At 70.0% G+C, this 17,837-nt stretch carries 11 protein-coding genes; all 11 read left to right on the top strand.

The genetic code is table 11. From position 1 onward, the window contains the following. Positions 1–113 precede the first annotated feature (113 nt). The 11 genes from OHT57_RS16070 to OHT57_RS16020 all read left to right on the top strand — a co-directional run bounded on the left by OHT57_RS16070 (position 114) and on the right by OHT57_RS16020 (position 17,788). Positions 114–3,194 carry an alpha-L-rhamnosidase gene (locus OHT57_RS16070; RefSeq protein ID WP_328753216.1) on the top strand — a complete coding sequence of 1,027 codons (3,081 nt, stop codon included), beginning with the start codon at positions 114–116 and terminating at the stop codon, positions 3,192–3,194. Positions 3,195–3,657: 463 nt separating this feature from the next. Continuing rightward, positions 3,658–5,634 (top strand): Xaa-Pro dipeptidyl-peptidase, encoded by a 1,977-nt coding sequence (locus tag OHT57_RS16065; protein WP_328747097.1) that lies wholly within the window; start codon positions 3,658–3,660, stop codon positions 5,632–5,634. A 101-nt stretch (positions 5,635–5,735) separates the two neighbouring features. Beyond that, the gene (locus OHT57_RS16060; protein ID WP_328747096.1) at positions 5,736–6,260 is read left to right on the top strand and encodes a SigE family RNA polymerase sigma factor; all 525 of its coding nucleotides are present in this window, start codon (positions 5,736–5,738) and stop codon (positions 6,258–6,260) included. Next, positions 6,257–6,937 (top strand): hypothetical protein, encoded by a 681-nt coding sequence (locus OHT57_RS16055; protein WP_328747095.1) that lies wholly within the window; start codon positions 6,257–6,259, stop codon positions 6,935–6,937. The genes OHT57_RS16060 and OHT57_RS16055 overlap by 4 nt, the downstream gene beginning before the upstream one ends. Positions 6,938–7,297: 360 nt before the next feature. After that, entirely contained in the window at positions 7,298–8,716 is a 1,419-nt protein-coding gene (locus tag OHT57_RS16050; protein ID WP_328747094.1) for a non-reducing end alpha-L-arabinofuranosidase family hydrolase, read from the top strand. A 496-nt stretch (positions 8,717–9,212) separates the two neighbouring features. Next, positions 9,213–10,925, top strand: coding sequence for an LPXTG cell wall anchor domain-containing protein (locus tag OHT57_RS16045; RefSeq protein ID WP_328747093.1), 1,713 nt, complete (start codon positions 9,213–9,215; stop codon positions 10,923–10,925). A gap of 844 nt (positions 10,926–11,769) precedes the next feature. After that, entirely contained in the window at positions 11,770–12,423 is a 654-nt protein-coding gene (locus OHT57_RS16040) for a response regulator transcription factor (protein ID WP_328747092.1), read from the top strand. After that, entirely contained in the window at positions 12,414–13,682 is a 1,269-nt protein-coding gene (locus OHT57_RS16035) for a sensor histidine kinase (protein ID WP_328747091.1), read from the top strand. Before OHT57_RS16040 ends, OHT57_RS16035 begins: the two co-directional genes overlap by 10 nt. Positions 13,683–13,720: 38 nt before the next feature. Further along, entirely contained in the window at positions 13,721–14,992 is a 1,272-nt protein-coding gene (locus tag OHT57_RS16030; RefSeq protein WP_328747090.1) for a COG4705 family protein, read from the top strand. A 364-nt stretch (positions 14,993–15,356) separates the two neighbouring features. Then, entirely contained in the window at positions 15,357–16,844 is a 1,488-nt protein-coding gene (locus OHT57_RS16025; protein WP_328747089.1) for a hypothetical protein, read from the top strand. 5 nt (positions 16,845–16,849) lie between these two features. Then, the gene (locus tag OHT57_RS16020; protein ID WP_443053616.1) at positions 16,850–17,788 is read left to right on the top strand and encodes a lysylphosphatidylglycerol synthase transmembrane domain-containing protein; all 939 of its coding nucleotides are present in this window, start codon (positions 16,850–16,852) and stop codon (positions 17,786–17,788) included. The last annotated feature ends 49 nt before the right edge of the window (positions 17,789–17,837 follow it).

The raw sequence follows: 17,837 nt of genomic DNA, 5'->3' as shown, positions 1-17,837 counted from the left end.
CGCGAAGGGATGACGGTGTGAGCAATGCACCCCACCATGCGGACAGCACGGACCGTGACCTCGGCAAGAGCGATGCCCCCGGCGGAGGCCACGCGGGAATCCGCCGTAGAACCATGCTCGTGGCGACGGCCGGCGCGGTGCCGGTAGTGGCCGGCGCCGTGGGCGGCTCGGCCACCGCGCAGGCGGCACCGTCCCGCCGTCCGGACGCCGCGGTGTCCGGACTGACCGTGGAACACCGCACCGACCCCCTGGGCGTGGACGCCGAGCGGCCGCGCTTCGGCTGGCGCATGCGGTCCGCGTCGCGCGGGCGGAGCCAGGGGGCCTACCAGATCCTGGTGGCGAGCTCACGGGACAGGCTGACTGCCAGTCGCGCGGACGTCTGGGACAGCGGCCGCGTACGCTCCGCCGATTCTGTGGCTGTCCGCTACGAGGGCAGGGCGCTGAACACCTCGACCCGCTACCACTGGACCGTCACCGTCTGGGACGCCGAAGGCCGTCCGGTCGGTACGGCGCCCCCCGCCTTCTTCGAGACCGGCCTCATGAGCACCGACGGCGTCGGCGGATGGGAGGGCGCGCAGTGGATCGGGATGAAGGGGAAGGTCCCCAACTCGGCTGGGGCGCCGATGCTTCGGAGGCAAGTGGTTCTGAAGAAGGGGATCCGCGAGGCGCGGCTGTACGTCTCGGCCCTCGGCGTGTACGAGGCCTATGTCAACGGACGCCACGTGACCGTCCCGCAGGACGACGGCACCGCGATCGAACTGCTCCCCCCGGGCTCGACGAACTACGACGCGCGCGTCAACTACATGACGTATGACGTCACGGACCTCGTGACGCGAGAGCGCGCGGACGTCACCCTCGGGTTCGTCCTGGGTAACGGCTGGTACAACGGCCGTATATCCGACGGCAGTACGTACTACTCGGCGGACGGCAACGCCTTGGCCGTCAAGGCCAAGCTGCTGATCCGGTACGCCGACGGGATGTCGCAGACGGTCGTCACCGGGCCGGACGGCGGCTGGAAGGCCACCGACACCGGCCCCTACCGCGCCGACGACATCTACGACGGCCAGACCTACGACGCCCGGATGGAGCTGCCGGGCTGGACAGCGCACGGGTTCGACGACTCCGCCTGGTCGGACGTGGAGCGAGTCGCCTTCGAGGACAAGTTCCCGGACGCGCAACTCCTCGCCTACCCGGGCGAGACCGCGCGCTTCATGGACCGTTGGGACCGGCGACCGCGGTCGATCACCGTCACCACGGGGGTGACCGGGCAGGACGGCAGCCCCAACGGCAGGGGCCGCATCGTCGTGGACCCCGCCCGGACGGTGACCGACCCCGTGAAGGCGGCCTCCGCCTCGGCCACGATCGGCAGTGGCGAGACGGCCGTCTTCGACCTCGGTCAGAACATGGTCGGCGTGGCCCGCTACAGCCTGCGCGGCCCCGCCGGAGCCAAGGTCGAGTTCAGATTCGGCGAGATGCTCAATGACGACAGCACCGGCGCGGACGGCCCCGAGGGCTCCCTCTACCGGGCCAATCTCCGAAGCGCCAAGGCCACCAGCACCTACATCCTCAAGGGTGACCGGCACGGCGAGACCCACCAGGACTCCCTGACCTTCTACGGCTTCCGCTACGTGTCCGTCACGGCGACGGACACCGTCACGATCACCGGCCTGACCGGCAAGGTCGCCACCTCCGCGATCCGAGAGATCGGCACCGTCACCACCAATGACGCCGACATCAACCAGCTTGCGAGCAACATCCGTTGGGGACAGCGCGGCAACTACCTCTGGGTGCCCACCGACTGCCCGCAACGCGACGAACGCCTCGGTTGGACCGGCGACACCCAGGTCTTCTCCACGACCGGTCTGTACAACGTGGACGCCGGGGTCTTCCTCAGCCACTTCCAGGACACGGTCGTCGACTCCCAGGCCATCTACGGTACGGACAAAGCCCAGTTCACCGGGGTCGCCCCCACCGGACGTTTCAACTTCCCAGGCGGCGGCAGCGGTTGGGCGGACGCCGGTGTCATCGTGCCGTGGACCGTGTGGCAGATGACCGGTGACGCGACCATCGTCAAGGACAACTGGCCGGCGATGACCCGCTACCTGGACTGGATCCAGAAGCAGACCGGCGACACCTACGCCGGACAGGGCTCTCTCACCGGCGACTGGTTGGGGCCCCAGAAGACCAGCGCCCAGCTGATGAGCGACGTCTACTACGGCTACAGCACCCGGCTGATGGCACAGATGGCCCGCGCGATCGGCAGGACGGCCGAAGGGGCGGCCTACGACGGGCTGTTCGGACGCATCAAGCAGGCGTTCATCACCAAGTACCTGAGCACCGAGGGCGGCACGGTCACGGTCAGGTCCAGCCTCGGCGACGCCTCCCCGATCGAACCGGGCTCCGACCCCAACCAGAAGACGGAGGACAACAGCCAGACGGCGCTGCTCTGGGTCCTCAAACTCGGTTTCTACGAGACGGAGGCCCAACGCCGCACGCTCGTCGGGCATCTCGCCGACAACATCGGCAACGACGCGGCCTACAAGGCCGCGCACCCGAACAGCAGCCGGATCAAGTACGCCGAGAACACGCTGTCCGTCGGCTTCCTCGGCGTCAACGTCCTCGCCCCCATCCTCACCGACGAGGGGCGCGCGGACCTGGCGTACAAGCTGCTCCACCAGGACGCCCTGCCGTCCTGGCTGTTCTCCGTGAAGAACGGCGCCACCACCGTCTGGGAACGATGGAACTCCTACTCCAAGGAGGACGGGTTCGGGCCGGTCAGCATGAACTCCTTCAACCACTACGCCTACGGCGCGATCATGGAGTGGATGTACGCCCACATGGCCGGCATCGCCCGCGACCCGGACAGCCCCGGCTTCAAGCACTTCGTCCTGCACCCCCACATCGATCCCACCGGCAGGATCACGCAGGTGTCGGGCTCGCACGAGTCGCCGTACGGCGAGATCAGGAGCGAGTGGAAGATGGAGGACGGAGGCGGGAGCCTTGTGTACGACGCGCTCGTGCCCGCCAACAGCGAGGCGACGCTGCGACTTTCTGCCGTCTCCGCCGATGCCGTCCGCGAAGGACGGACTCCGCTGGCCCGAGTGGACGGGGTGCGTCTCCTCGGCCACAAGGACGGTGTGGCCTCGTACAGGTTGCCCTCGGGCCGATACCACCTGACCGCCCGGCTCCGCTGACCTGCCGCCCGACGCCTGTCAGGCAGGTGCCGACATCACGAAGCGGCCGTGTTCGCGGCGCCGAGGGGGCATCGCGGACGCGGTCATCGACAGCACCCGGCGAGCGGGCGTCGCGACCGCTTCGTCCGTCCCTGACCGCCGCCGCACCCATGGCCTGCTCCACCTCGCCGGCACCCTGCACTTCGACGGCACGAACGCCACGCTCCTCGCCGCCTGCCCGGCGTTCGGCTTCGCGGGCCCGACAGCGGCGAGTGCGGCGAGCCCCCCGCTGCCGCGCACGGTCGCGCGGGAGGCGGGGCCGGCCTACCGCACGCGGCTGGAGCAGGGGTGGCCGGCAGGCGTTTCCGGAACAGGGCAACCTCCAACGGTACCCAGGTTGTTGACGACATGGAGGCGGTGGCCCCGCGATCGTGCGGAGCCGTCTGCCCTGTGTCCGAATGCCGAGCGACCGAAGGCTGCGTCCATGCGTTCCCACCGATCTGATGCGTCACCTCGCCGACGCGGGCCGCGCGCGCCGCTGACCGTGGCGGTGATCGCAGCGACGGTGGCCGCCGTGCTGCTGGCCGGCGTCCATTTCCTGGGAGGTCCGTCGACGGCGGAGACGGGCGGGTCGGCCTCTCCGGCGGTGAGCGGGCCGGACGGGTCCGGGACGGGCGAGCCGGGTCTGTCCGGGGAGAGCAAAGCGGTGTACTCGTACCAGAAGGCCGTGCGGGAGAGCGTCTGGGTCGGCACCGGACTCGACTCGGACGGCGACGGGAAGGAGGACCGGGTCGCCGTCGACATCGTGCGTCCGGGCGAACCCGCGGCGAAGGGCCGCAAGATCCCGGTCGTCATGGAGGCCAGCCCCTACTACTCGTGCTGCGGCCGCGGAAACGAGAGCCAGAAGAAGACGTACGACGCCAAGGGCCGTTTGATCCGGATGCCGCTGTTCTACGACAACTACTTCGTGCCCCGAGGCTATGCCTTCGTCGCCGTCGACCTCCCCGGCACCGGCCGCTCCGACGGCTGTACCGACGCTGGTGGACGTATCGACGTGCAGTCCGCCAAGGTCGTCATCGACTGGCTGAACGGACGTGCCCACGCCTACACAACCCGTACCGGATCCCAGCGTGCCGCCGCGTCCTGGACCAATGGCGCCACCGGCATGATCGGCAAGAGCTGGGACGGCTCCGTCGCCAACGGCGTCGCCGCCACCGGTGTACGCGGGCTGAAGACGATCGTCCCGATCAGCTCCATCTCCTCCTGGTACGACGCCTACTTCTCCCAGGGGGTCCAACTGGTCGGCAGCGCCCCGACCCCTGGCACGCTGATCCGCACGGTCGAGACCGACGCCACCGGCGCCCGCTGCGCCGCCGTGAACAAGCCGCTGGGCGACCAGGCGGCCCGGTCCGGTGACTGGTCGCCGATCTGGAGCGAACGGGACTACGTGGCCGCCGCGGACAAGGTCAGGGCGAGTGTCTTCGTCGTGCACGGTCTGCAGGACCTCGCCGTTCGTCCCAAGGAGTTCGGCCGGTGGTGGGACGCCCTCGCCAAGGCCGGGGTGCACCGGAAGATCTGGCTCAGCCAGACCGGGCACGTCGACCCCTTCGACTACCGTCGCGCGCAGTGGGTGGACACGCTGCACCGCTGGTTCGACCACGAACTCCTCGGCTACGACAACGGAATCGACCGCGCGCCGATGGCTGACGTGGAGCGCACACCCGACCACTGGACCACGGACACCGTCTGGCCACCCAGGGCAGCCGCGTCCGTGACGCTGAGCCCCGGCAGGGGCGCGAAAGAAGGCGTGGGCACCCTCGGCACGTCACCCGGCACGGGGACCGCGGCCTTCACCGACGACCAGGGCCACAGCGAACTCGACTGGGCCGAGCAGGCCGCCACCTCGACCCCGGACAAGGCCGGCTTCCTCACCCAGCCGCTCGGCAAGGCCCTGCACCTGACGGGTTCACCCGAGCTGACCGTCACCGCCACCCCGACGACACCCACCGCCGGCCTGTCGGCCGTCCTCGTCGACATCGGACCGGCGACCATCCGGCAGTACGGCTCCGGTGGCCTGGGCATCACCACGCTCGTCGGCCGGACCTGCTGGGGCGCGAGCACCACCGCGGACAGCGCCTGCTACAAGCAGACGGAGGCCGACACCACGCACGTCACCTCCACCGTCTTCAGCCGGGGCTGGGCCGCCCTGGGAACCTGTGCCGACGCCCACAAGGTCGCGGCGTTGGCGCCCGGCAAGCCCTGCACTCTGACTCTCGACCTCGCGGCCACCGACCACGTCGTCCCGGCAGGACACCGACTCGCCCTGATCATCGCGGGGACCGACCGCGGCTTCGCCCAGCGGGCCGCCGACCGGCCGACGATCACCCTCGACCTGGCCCGCACCTCCCTGCGGGCAGCGGCTGTCGGCGGATCCAAGACCCTCACGGCGGCGCTGGGTTGATGGCGACCGGACAGTTCACTGTGCCCGAGCAGGCAACCGTTCGGCCACGCCGTGTGGTTGACGGGGTACGGGAGGGACGACGAGGGCAGGGGCGCGACGGAGTGAACCAATCGGCGGCGGACGGCGAGCCGGGATTCGAGGACTTCGTCGCCACCCGCGGGGACCGCTTGTACCGGGCCGCATGGCTCCTGACGGGCGACGCGCACGCGGCGGAGGATCTTTTGCAGACGGTTCTGGCCCGGGTGTGGCCCAAGTGGTCGCGCATTGCGGGGGACAACCCGGAGGCGTACACGCGCCGGGCGCTGGTCAACACCTACGCGACCTGGTGGCGACGGCGCTGGCGGGGCGAGACACCCACGCGGGACCTCCCGGAGGTCTCCCCGGCCCGGGACGTCTTCGCCGACATCGATCTGGAGCAGTCGCTGGCCTCCGTGATCCGTCAACTACCGCCACGGCAGCGGGCGGTGGTGGTACTGCGCTACTTCGAGGACCTGAGTGTGGAGGAGACCGCCCAGGTGCTGGGCTGCCGTCCCGGCACGGTCAAGAGCCAGGCCGCCAAAGCACTTCGGCTCCTGCGCCACCAGCTCACGCCGTCACATCTCCTGGAAGTCGGTGAACAGCCGTGACGCGTCCGGAAGAAGAGACGGCACAGGGGCCGGAAGAGGAACTGCTGCGCCTGATGCTGGCCCGGGCCACTCCGGCGGGCTCGAATCCCCGGCGGGTCCAGGAGATCCGGCAGCGGGTGACGGCGTACCGGCGCCGTCGTCGTATCTGGCTGGCGGGCGCCACCGCCGCAGTCGTCGTCGCGGCGGTCGGCGTGGTGGTGCAGACCTGGCCCTCCTCCCCGCCTCCGGAGCGAACTGCGGCAGCACCGCCGGCATCCTGGGTGCCGCCCGGGTTCACCGACATCCCGCGGGCCGGTCTGTCCCGGGAGCCGAGTCGGGGGTGGCAGGTCGTCCTGTCGGCGGGCGCCCGTTCAGGGGCCCGTGCCATCGTTTCGTTCAGTCCGGTTTCCCGGTCCCCGTTGACCCCTCTCAACGTGGGCGCGGTGCTGGTGTTCTACGTCCGGAGCGATGACACCGACGCGCGCGTGACGGTGCGTCAGGTGTACCCGGTCGACGACTGGTGCGAACGGGCGGGAGGGAACCGGCAACTGGTCGCCGTCCGGCCGCGGGCCGACGACGGGGGAGAGACACGGGGCGGCTACGCCTGCCTGAACGACGCCTCGCGGGCAGTGATCGACCAGGCGAGCGAGATCCTCACCCGGACGTCCGCCACCGCGGTGGGCGCGACCAGGAACTGAGTGCGGCCGGCCCCGCCGCGGGCGCGGGTCGGGTACCGAGCCGGACCAGAGGCTCAGGTGAGCGACCTGGTCGGGGTCCGTGATGACCACCAGGTCCGCGCCCGTACCGCTACCTGGCCCTCACGCCAAAGGCCCGTACAACCATGGGACTTGAAGCCGCCTGGTTTCACCCTGCGAACGTTTCTGCCCGCGGATCTTGCGAGAAGTATTGACGTCATTCATGGGATGTCTAGCATTCTCCCGATCGGCACTTCGACCGCTGTTCGGTATAGCGAACAGTCGGACTTCCGCCACACCGGCATCCGGGCAGCCCTTCACGGGCCCGACCGGAGTCGCTTGCTCAAGGATGACGAGGTCCTTATGCGCAGACGTAGTTTCAGCCGCAGACGCCCGTCCGCGGTGCTCGCCGCCGTGGTCGCGGCCCTGGCCGCGTTGGCGGCGCTGCTCGTCGCCGGTCCGGCGCAGGCGGCCACCACCAGCGACGTACGCGGTGTTGACTCCGGCCGCTGTCTCGATGTGGCGGGCGTCAGCCAGACCGACGGCGCGAACGTGCAGATCTGGGACTGCCACGGCGGCACCAACCAGCAGTGGACGCTGACGGACAGCAGCCAGCTGACCGTGTACGGCAACAAGTGCCTGGATGCCCGGGGCGGAGGCACCACGGCCGGGACCCCGGTGCAGATCTGGACGTGCACCGGCACGGAGAACCAGCAGTGGCGGGTGAACCCCGACGGCACGATCGTCGGCGTGCGGTCCGGGCTGTGCCTGGAGGCCTCGGGCTGGGGCAAGACCAACGGCACGGAGGCGCGGCTCTGGTCGTGCCAGGGCGGCACCAACCAGAAGTGGACCGGCCTGTCCGGGGCGAGCAACGCGTGCGCTCTTCCGTCGACCTACCGCTGGACCTCGTCGGCTCCGCTGGCGCAGCCGGCGAACGGGCAGCTCGCGCTGAAGGACTTCGCCACCGTGAAGTACAACGGCCAGAACCTGGTCTACGCCACCACCGCCAACGAAAGCGGGTGGGGCTCGACGGGGTTCAGTCCCTTCACGAACTGGTCGGACATGGGGGCGGCCACCCAGACCAAGACGAACCAGGACGCGGTGGCACCCGACCTGTTCTACCTCTCGACCAAGAACATCTGGGTGATGGTGTACCAGTGGCCGTCGTTCGTCTACAGCACGTCCAGCGACCCCACCAACCCCCAAGGCTGGTCCGCCCCGCAGCCGCTGTTCACCGGCAGCCTCCCCGCCGGTGAAGACGGCGCCCCGCTCGACGCGACCATGATCGCCGACAACCAGAACATGTACCTGTTCTTCGCCGGTGACAACGGCAAGATCTACCGGACGAGCATGCCGCTCGAGAACTTCCCCAGCAGCTTCGGCTCCTCGTACACGACGGTCATGAGCGACACGAACAGGGACCTTCTGTTCGAGGCGCCGGAGGTCTACAAGGTCCAGGGCCGGGACCAGTACCTCATGATCGTTGAGGCGCAGGGTTCGAACCGCTACTTCCGCTCGTTCACCGCCTCCAGCCTGAACGGTCCGTGGACCGTCCAGGCCGGCAGCGAGAGCAGCCCCTTCGCGGGACAGGCCAACAGCGGTTCCGACTGGGCCCAGGGCGTCAGCCACGGTGACCTGGTCCGCAACAACCCCGACCAGACCATGACCATCGATCCCTGCAACCTGCAGTTCCTCTACCAGGGCCTTCTCAAAGACATCCCGCCGAACACCGACTACATGAGCCTGCCGTACCGGCCGGGCCTGCTCACCTTGCAGCGCTGACCCGCCTGATCCACGGTGATCGCGATGGGGTGCGGTGCGCCGCCGCGTGGACGAGGTGTCTACGGCGCGGGTAACTCCACCTGCTGACCGATACTCACCGCCTTGAGGAACCTCAGCCGCGCGTCGGCTGGGGTTCCTCTCGTTCGTGGACTCTCATCGTGGGTACGGACCGAAGCCCTATGACGCCACCGGGGATCCCGGGATCCGCATGCCGGCCGTGGTCAGCGTCCCTGGTGGGACCCCTTCCAGACGGCCCCGGGCCAACCTCACCGGGTCCGGTGAGACGGTGCGACCGCGTCTTGGCGAAAGAAAATGATTGAGACGGCAACCTTTCCGCTCTGACTGGCCACTTGGGGGTGTACCGACGAGGGCGAGCCGTGGTCAGCGGCGCTACGCCCTCTGTGTCACCACCCGATCGGAGCATTACGTGTCATCAGAAGACCCGAGATCCGCCGAGCAGCCGATGCCTCGGGGCCGCACGCCCCGCCATGGCCGGATGCCCCTCCGCTTTGTCGCGGGGGCGGTGGCGGTGCTCGCCGCCTCGGCCGGTGTCGGCGCCTTGGCGCCCAGCGCGGACGCCGCGGCGGCCGTCGGCATCAGTGTGGATGCCGGTACCTCTTTGGGCACGGTGCCCAGCAGTGGTGTCGGCCTCAACACGGGCGTCGGCGACGACCGCATGGGGGACGCCAAGGTGACATCGCTGATGAAGGGCGCGGGAGTTCGGCAGCTTCGCTATCCCGGCGGCTCCGGCGCGGACGACTTCCACTGGAAGACCCACACCATGGGCAACGGCGGCTGGATCGTCCCCAACACCGACTTCGACAGCTTCATGGCCACCGCGAAGAAGGTCGGCGCCCAGCCGATCCTGACCGCGAACTACGGTTCCGGCACCCCCGAGGAGGCCGCCGACTGGGTCAAGTACGCCAACGTCGACAAAGGTTACGGCGTGAAGTACTGGGAGATCGGCAACGAGGTCTACGGCAACGGGCACTACGCCAACGGCAAGGGCTGGGAAACCGACAACCACGCCGACAAGAGCCCGAAGGAGTACGGGAAGAACCTGGTCGCCTACTCGAAGGCGATGAAGGCCGTGGACCCGAAGGTGAAGATCGGAGCGGTGCTCACCACCCCGGGCTCCTGGCCGGACGGGGAGAAGGCTCCCGGTGACAGCGCCGACTGGAACAACACGGTGCTCTCCCTCGCGGGAGACTCGATCGACTTCGTCATCGTCCACTGGTATCCGGGCGGCAAGACCACGGACGACCTGCTGGAGACCCCCTCCAAGATCGCCGGTGTCACGTCCACGCTGCGCTCGCTGATCGCCAAGTACGCGGGCTCGAACGCCGCTTCTGTGGAGATCGCGGTCACCGAGACCGACGCCGAATTCTCGCCCGCCAAGACCAGCCAGGCCGCAGCCCTGTTCGCGCCGGACACTTACATGACCTGGTTCGAGCAGGGTGCCACCCACGTGGACTGGTGGAACCTGCACAACGGCTCGGGCCAAGCACCCACCACCGTCAACGGTGAGACCGACTACCAGGACGGGGGCATTCTCTCCGCCGGAACCTGCGCCGGGGGGAAGTGCCAACCGACGCGCGACACGCCCTTCCCCACCTACTGGGGCATCCGCTCGCTGACCGCACTGGCGCAGCCTGGCGACACCATGGTCAAGTCGTCCTCGGGCGACTCGTCGGTCACCGTGCACGCGGTGCGGAGCAGCGACGGCGGTCTGAACGTCATGCTGACCAACAAGAGCCCGCAGAACGCGGCGCAGGTGTCGCTCTCGTACACCGGATTCACCCCGGCCGCAGGGGCGGTCACGACCGTTTCGTATGCCAAGGGAGGAGCCGCCCTGACTACGGCGAAGCAGGGCACGGCGGTCGCACAGACGCTGCCGCCGTACTCGATCACGACTCTTCAGCTGAAGCCCGCGTCGGGGACCGCCGACGCCGACAAGCCGACGCCCGCCCCCACGCCGACCGCCGCCACGCCGGTTGACGCCGACCCCGACACGACCGGCACCCGTGCGCAGGGGGAGTTCAGCGCACCCGTCGGCCAGCCGACCCCGAGCAGCACGTCCGGCGACCTGGCTTCCACCGGGGCGAGCAGCGCTGTCACGTACAGCGCCCTCGGTGGCATGCTGATCATCGCTGTCGGCGGCATGCTGATGCTGCGCGGACGCCGCAGCAGGGCTTCGCACGCAAAGTGAGACCGCATGAGTGACTGACGGCCCGGCAGCAACGCCACCCACCCGTGGCATGCGCGCCGGGCCGTCGGCCTCCGCGCCGGCGCCGGTGTCGGCGGTCAGAAAACGCACTTCCCTCCCCTGGAGCGGTCCATTCGTGATCGGTGGTCGTGCCGAATGCTGGACCGGTTCACGCTGTCGGCCTCTCGATGATCGACGTCCCAAGTCATTGCCCCAGAACTGTGAACCTGGTCGGTTCTCTGGGTGCGACCACCGCACCGTCCAGATCCGCGAGCCGTGCGGCAAGGGTGGCCTCCGCGAGCCGGGTCGGCAGTGCGGCAGTGAACTTGAGGCCGTTCAGCGCACGCGCATCCACTGCGGGAAGGCACAGTTGATCGGCGGCCTCCGAAGTGACCTTCCCCCATTCCACGGGCGTCACATCCTCGCGAAGGCGGATGCACGTGTCCGTTGGCCTCTGGAGGGGATCGGCGATCGTGGTGAGTGTGGCGGCCAGGGTGGCGTTGGCCCGGTAGCCGGCCCAGGTCCATCAGCGCACGTTGGTGTCGCCCCCGCCCCTGGCGACCACTGTCCCGTCGGGGTGGACCAGTTCCGAACTGCTCTCGCGTGCTTGGGCGAGCGCGGTCTTGGCGCGCCCGGTAAGGGTGGACGGGCGTGAGCCACTGCGGCGAAAGCCGGAGTTGAGGGGGCTACCGACAGGCGACGCCACCTCGTCGATCAAGCTCATCCCTTCGGAGGTCTTGCATACGCTCGGACGTGCCACCGTGCTGCCCCGGCAGCGGGTGGGCCGGCGTCACGCACCTGGCCGGAGCAGATGGAGTATTGAGATGCGAGAACCTAGGGTCGGCACGTGGCTTTCATCCTGGTGTGCGAAGACGACGCGGCGGTTCGCGGCATCCTCAGGCGTGCCCTGGAGCACGACGGGCACACCGTTTCCGTCGCCGCCACGGCGGACAGCCTGCTGCGCCAGCTCGCACCGGTGCCCCAGCTGGTCGTCCTGGATCTCGGGCTGCCGGACGCCGACGGCCGCGATGTCTGCCTGGCCCTGAGGGCTCGCGGCGTCGACGTGCCGGTGTTGATGCTCACCGCCCTGGACGGTCTGCATCACAAGGTGGGCGGCTTCGAGGCGGGCGCCGACGACTACATGACCAAACCCTTCGACATCCCGGAACTGCTGGTCCGCGTCCGGGCGCTGCTGCGCCGGGCTACCGTGGCGCCCGCATCGCACGAGGTCGTCCTCGATCCGGCGAAGCACATGGTGACCTACGATGCGGCGAGCATGAGCCTGACCCCGACCGAGTTCCGCCTACTGGGCCGCCTGATCGCCTCGCGGGGCGACGCGGTGCGCCGCCACGCCCTCGTCGCCGCCGGCTGGCCGCACGGGGCGCATGTCAGCGACAACACCCTCGACTCCTATGTGCGCCGGCTGCGGACCAAGCTCGGTCCGCTGGGTGTGGCCGGGCGGCTGGCGACGGTCCGCGGCGTGGGCTACCGATGGCAATGACGGGATTCCGCAGAAGCGTCGTCGCGCTCACCGTCCTGATCGCCACCGGCGTGGTCGCCATCCTGGTCGTCGTCTCGCATGTGCTGCTGAGCAGGGTGACGGACGCCGACGCGCACGATCTGGCCCGTACGCGCGCCGAGGCGGTCGCGGCGAACGTCACCGTCAAGGGCGGCCGTGTCGTGCTCACGGAGAACGGCAGTGAGGCGATGGACGAGGTCGCCTGGGTGTATGCCGACGGCCGCCTGATCGACGGGAACGTACCGGCGAGCGTGGTCAGGCGTGTCGAGGAGCTGGCGGACTCGGAGCGTTCACAGACCGCGACCGTCAGGGACTCCCTCCTGTACGCGCGGCAGGTCCCGGTCGACGGCCACCACGTGATGGTCGTCGTCCGGGTGGACCTCACGCCTTATGAGACGTCCGAGCAGCGCAGTCTGACCTTGTCGCTGATCCTTGGCGGCCTCACGATCGTCCTCGCCGGCGGTGTCGCGCATCTCGTGGTGCACCGCGCGCTGCGGGTCGTGCACGAAATGGCCGCCCTCGCCGACGACTGGGGCCATCACGAACCCGGACGCCGCTTCAACCTCGGCGTGCCCCGCGACGAGTTCGGGGAACTGGGACAGACCTTGGACCGCCTCCTGGAGCGCGTCGACAACGCGTTGGCGGACGAACGCCGGCTCACCGACGAGATCGCCCACGAACTGCGGACACCGCTCACGGTCCTGCGGGGCGAGGCGCAGCTGGCTCAGCTCTCCGGCGACCCGGTGCCGCCGGAGGCGGTACTGAGCGAGGTCGACCGTCTCGACGCGGCGATCACGACGATTCTGCGCGCCGCGCGCGCCCGCACGGACGAGGGGACCCGGTGCGATCTGCGCTCCGCCGCGCGGCAGGCGATCGGTGGCCGCGCGGTCGAGGTCGCCTTTCCCGCGAAGATCGAGGTGGCCGTGGCGCGCGACGTCGCCGTGTCGCTGCTGTCACCGCTGCTGGAGAACGGCCTGCGGCATGCGAAGACGCGTGTGTGGATCACCGCGCGCAACCAGGGTGCGGCCGTCGTGGTCGATGTCCTGGACGACGGCCCGGGGATCGATCCCGCAGACGTCGAGCGGGTCTTCGAGGCGGGTGTCACCGGCGGCGACGGATATGGGCTGGGTTTGCCGGTGGTCCGGCGCATCGCCGCCTCGGCCGGTGTGGAGGTCCGTGCGATCGCGGACGGCCGCGGTCATGTCGAGGTGACGCTCCCGGCCGTGGATGCGCTCACGTAGTCAGGTTGCTTGCAGGTTCCCCGCGTGAACCTGGCCGCATGACAACGACAACGGAAGCGCACACGCGCAGCGGGCGCCTCATGCTCAACAAGGTCCCCGAGGTCACCATCTGGTTCTGGGTGATCAAGATCCTGTGCACCACTGTGGGTGAGAGCTTCGCCGACTGGATCAACATGAAGCTGGGCGTCGGCCTGGTGAACACGGCCTGGATCTTCACCGGGGTGTTCGTGGTGGTCCTGGCCGTCCAGCTGCGGCTGAAGCGGTACGTCCCGTTCCCCTACTGGCTGACCGTGGTCGTTGTCAGCGTCACGGGGACCCTGTACACCGACATTCTCACCGACCAGCTCAACGTGCCGCTGTGGATCAGCTCCGCGGTCTTCTCGGTGCTGCTCGCGGTGGTCTTCGGCGTGTGGTGGCTGCGCGAGCGCACGCTGTCGATCCACTCGGTCACCACGCTTCCGCGCGAGTCGTTCTACTGGCTCGCCGTTCTCGTCACCTTCGCGCTCGGTACCGCGACCGGCGACTGGACGCTCGAGCTCACCGGCTGGAGCCCGGGCGCCTCGGTGCTGCTGCCGCTCGGCCTCATCGCGGCGATCACGCTGCTGTGGAAGTTCGGCGCGAACCCGGTGCTGTCCTTCTGGCTCGCCTACATCCTGACCCGCCCCCTGGGCGCGAACATCGGCGACTGGCTCGCCTCCCCGAAGGTCGCTCAGCCGGGCGAGCCGACCGGCCTCGCGCTGGGCACCTTCACCACCAGCCTGATCTTCCTCGGCCTGATCCTGGCGACCGTGGTCTACCTGACGGTGACGCGCCCGGACGTGACCGAGACCTACGAGGCCGCCCACGCCGGCCACGTCACCGGTGATGTGCGGAAGGAGCGCGTCGGTCTGGCCGGCTTCGGACTGCTCGCCGTCGCCACCACGGGTCTGCTGGTCTGGGCCCACGGCCAGCCACACACCGGCCCGGCGCCGGAGGCCGACAACACCTCCGCCGTTCAGATGGCCCCCGGCGAGGCCGTGAAGAAGTTCCCGCCCGCCAAGGTCACCGCCCTGAAGACCCTCGCCTCCACCTCGCTCAAGGACGCCCGCTCCGGGAACGCGAAGGGTGCGCACACGGCCGCACAGTCGCTGCGTGACCTGTGGGATGCCGACCAGGCCTCGCTGCAGCCGCTGGACCAGACCGGGTGGACCTCCATCGACGCCCAGATGGACAAGGTGCTGGGGACCTTCGGCATCGACCACTCGAACCCGCCCATGCCGCCCGCGCAGCAGGAGAAGGAACTGAACGCCCTCCTGACGGACATGGGCTGACAGGCCGGCCCATCCCCGCGATCTCCGTCGGGGCGGTCGAAGCCGGTGTTGACGGCTCCGACCGCCCTGTGTCTCACAGCGAGCCACCACCGTGGTCGGGAGTCGTTCGTTGGGCCGGGTTGGGGCCGAACGACCTCCCAATGGAACTTCTCGGCGAGGACGGCGGAGGTCGCTCGAGCTCGTCGGCACTACGCCGTTCCGGCCCCTCGCGTGGGCCGCGGCCCGCCATCCCCTCACCTTGGACAGGGGCGAGGGAGACGACTTCTTCTCACCCGTCTCCAACCGACGAGCCGTACGGTGAAGCGGCCTCCTACGAAATGTAGGAGAACATGATTCCGGGGCGCGCGACGACGAAAGGTGCGGGATGGCCGACGGCTCGAACGTGACGATGACCGGTGCCTCTCGCACCGGCTTCCCGCTGCGGACGGCCCGGCCTCGGCGCCGGTGGGGCGAACCTTGGCTCGCGGCGGTCGCGGGGGCTTTCACGCTCGCCCAGCTCGTCCTCGTACGACCGGATCTTGGTCTCGGCTGGGACGAGACGGTCTACGTCAGCCAGGTCAGCGGCCAGGTTCCCGCCGCCTTCTTCAGCGCGCCCCGCGCCCGCGGCATCTCTCTGCTTGCCGCGCCGATCGCGTCGTGGTCCGACTCCACCGCCCTTCTCAGGGTCTACCTGGCGGTCCTCTCCGGCCTGGGCCTCTACTGGGCCCTGCGCATCTGGCGAGCCCACGTCATGCCGCGCGTCCTGGCGCTGGCGGGTGCGCTGTTCGCCTCGTTGTGGGTGACCCTGTTCTACGGCCCGCAGGCCATGCCCAACTACTGGGTCGCCGTCGGCGCCCTGGCCTGCGTCGGCTGCTTCCTGCGCGTCCGCGCGAACGCGAGGGACCGGGCAGCCTGGTGGGGCGTGTTCGCGGGCGTGGCACTGATGGCGTGGATGCGCCCGATGGACGCCGTGTACGTGGTGCTTCCCCTGCTCGCCCTTGCCCTGCGCCGCCCCCGCCTCCTTGCCGTACTGGCCGCCGGTCTGCTGGCCGGTGCCGGTGAGTGGGTGATCGAGGCGTACCTGAGCTACGGCGGCCTCGCGCAACGCCTCTCCGACGCCTCCCGCATCCAGGGCGGCCTCGGATGGCACCTGGCGGTCGTCGACCAGGTGCACAGTCTCGGCGGGCGCACCCTGTGCCGTCCCTGCACCGGATCGGCCCCCAGCCCGGTGGTGACCCTGTGGTGGTTCGCGCTGCCCGTCCTCGCCGCGCTCGGCGCGCTCACCGCCGTCCGCGCCCGCCGCGCCCAGCCCGTCCTGCTGCCGCTGGCCTGCGCGATCACGGCCGCCGTCCCCTACCTGTTCCTCATCGGCTACGCGGCCCCCCGCTTCCTGCTGCCCGCCTACGCCCTGCTCGCCCTCCCCGTCGCCCATGGCCTCGCTCACCTGGTCGGCGCCCCGACTCGGGGGAGCGCGCGCACCGTCGCCGTGAGCCTCGTCGCGGCCTGCCTGGCGGCTCATCTGGCCGTGCAGTACGTCGTCCTGGAACACACTCTGCGCAGTTCCGCCGCCAACCGTGACAACTGGTCCCGCACCGCCTCAGCCCTCCACACTCTCGGCGTGCGGCCACCATGCCTGCTCAGCGGCTACGAGGCCGTGCCCATCGCCTTCTACACCGATTGCGGCTCGGCACAGACCGACGGTCACGACACCAGCACCACCGCGGCCGCACTGGCCCGGACCGCCCACCGGACCGCCGTCGCCGTCCTCGCCCAGCCCGGCGACCGTCCGCCCGCCTACGCGCGCACCTGGTCCATGGAGCGGGCCGGCGTTCTCCACGCCTACGTCGCTCCCTTCGTCCGGCAGGGGCGGTGACCGTGGTGACCGTGTCCGACAGCGTGACCGTGGCCGCGGGCAGGCGCCACTACGTCCAGCTGGGCGTCACCCTCGCGGTGCTCGTCCTCGCCTGCGGCATGCTCGCGGCGCACCGGGCCACCCTCGACAGCGGTACCGACCAACTGGCCGCCGCCGACGGGGAATGGCTGGTCCTCGCCTGCTTCGCCACTCTCGCCACGTGGGTGTGCGCGGCTGTGGCGCAGCAGGGGGCGGTCGTCGAGCGGCTGCCCAAGGGACGGCTGGTGGCCGCTCAGTTCGCGGCCTGCGCCGCCAACCACATCCTGCCCGCAGGGGCGGGGGCGAGTTTGGTCAACCTGCGGTTCCTGACGCGGTGCGGCCTGTCCACCAGGCGCTCGGCGACCGCGCTGGCCGTGAAGGCCGCTGCCGGCGGGATCGTCCGGTGCGTGCTGGGCGTCGTCCTGCTGGTGGCATCACCGGGCGCGGTCCCGCTGTCGGCACGCGTCCCCCACGTGCTGGTCCTGGCGCCGGTGGCGGTGGTGACCGTCGTGCTGGCGGTGGTGGCCAGCGGTCGGCTCAGGCGGGTGGTGGGGCGGGCCGTGACCGACGTGCGGGAGGTGCATCGCTCCCGAGGGCGGGCCTGCGCGCTGTGGGGCGGCTCGGTCGCGTTCGCGTTGCTGCACGCGGGCGTGGTCGTGGCCGTGGTCCACGCGCTCGGCCTCGCGTTGCCCACGAGCCATGTGGTGATGGCGTACCTCGTTGCCAGCGGGGCGGCGGCCCTGCTTCCCACGCCCGGTGGACTGGGGTCGCTGGACGCCGCGCTCGCCTTCGCGCTCACGGCCGCCGGAGCACCGGGGCAGACGGCGATCTCGGCGGTCATCGGCTACCGCCTGCTCACCGGATGGCTGCCGATGGCACCGGGCCTGCTGGTCCTGGGGTTGCTGGCCCGCCGTTCGGCGCTCTGAGCGGGTGGCGGCGCTCGTTGCCCCTCTCCCTTGTCAGGTGACCGGAATG

The organism is Streptomyces sp. NBC_00285 (assembly GCF_036174265.1).
GTDB lineage: Bacteria > Actinomycetota > Actinomycetes > Streptomycetales > Streptomycetaceae > Streptomyces.
Note: the sequence above shows the minus strand (reverse complement) of the source record. Positions and strands in the feature narration are given on the sequence as shown.

Excerpts from the sequence above, each read along its gene's own strand:
- OHT57_RS16070 (WP_328753216.1), top strand. The coding sequence starts at position 114 with ATGCTCGTGGCGACGGCCGGCGCGGTGCCGGTAGTGGCCGGCGCCGTG.
- OHT57_RS16065 (WP_328747097.1), top strand. The coding sequence starts at position 3,658 with ATGCGTTCCCACCGATCTGATGCGTCACCTCGCCGACGCGGGCCGCGC.
- OHT57_RS16050 (WP_328747094.1), top strand. The coding sequence starts at position 7,298 with ATGCGCAGACGTAGTTTCAGCCGCAGACGCCCGTCCGCGGTGCTCGCC.
- OHT57_RS16045 (WP_328747093.1), top strand. The coding sequence starts at position 9,213 with ATGCCCCTCCGCTTTGTCGCGGGGGCGGTGGCGGTGCTCGCCGCCTCG.
- OHT57_RS16035 (WP_328747091.1), top strand. The coding sequence starts at position 12,414 with ATGGCAATGACGGGATTCCGCAGAAGCGTCGTCGCGCTCACCGTCCTG.
- OHT57_RS16030 (WP_328747090.1), top strand. The coding sequence starts at position 13,721 with ATGACAACGACAACGGAAGCGCACACGCGCAGCGGGCGCCTCATGCTC.
- OHT57_RS16025 (WP_328747089.1), top strand. The coding sequence starts at position 15,357 with ATGGCCGACGGCTCGAACGTGACGATGACCGGTGCCTCTCGCACCGGC.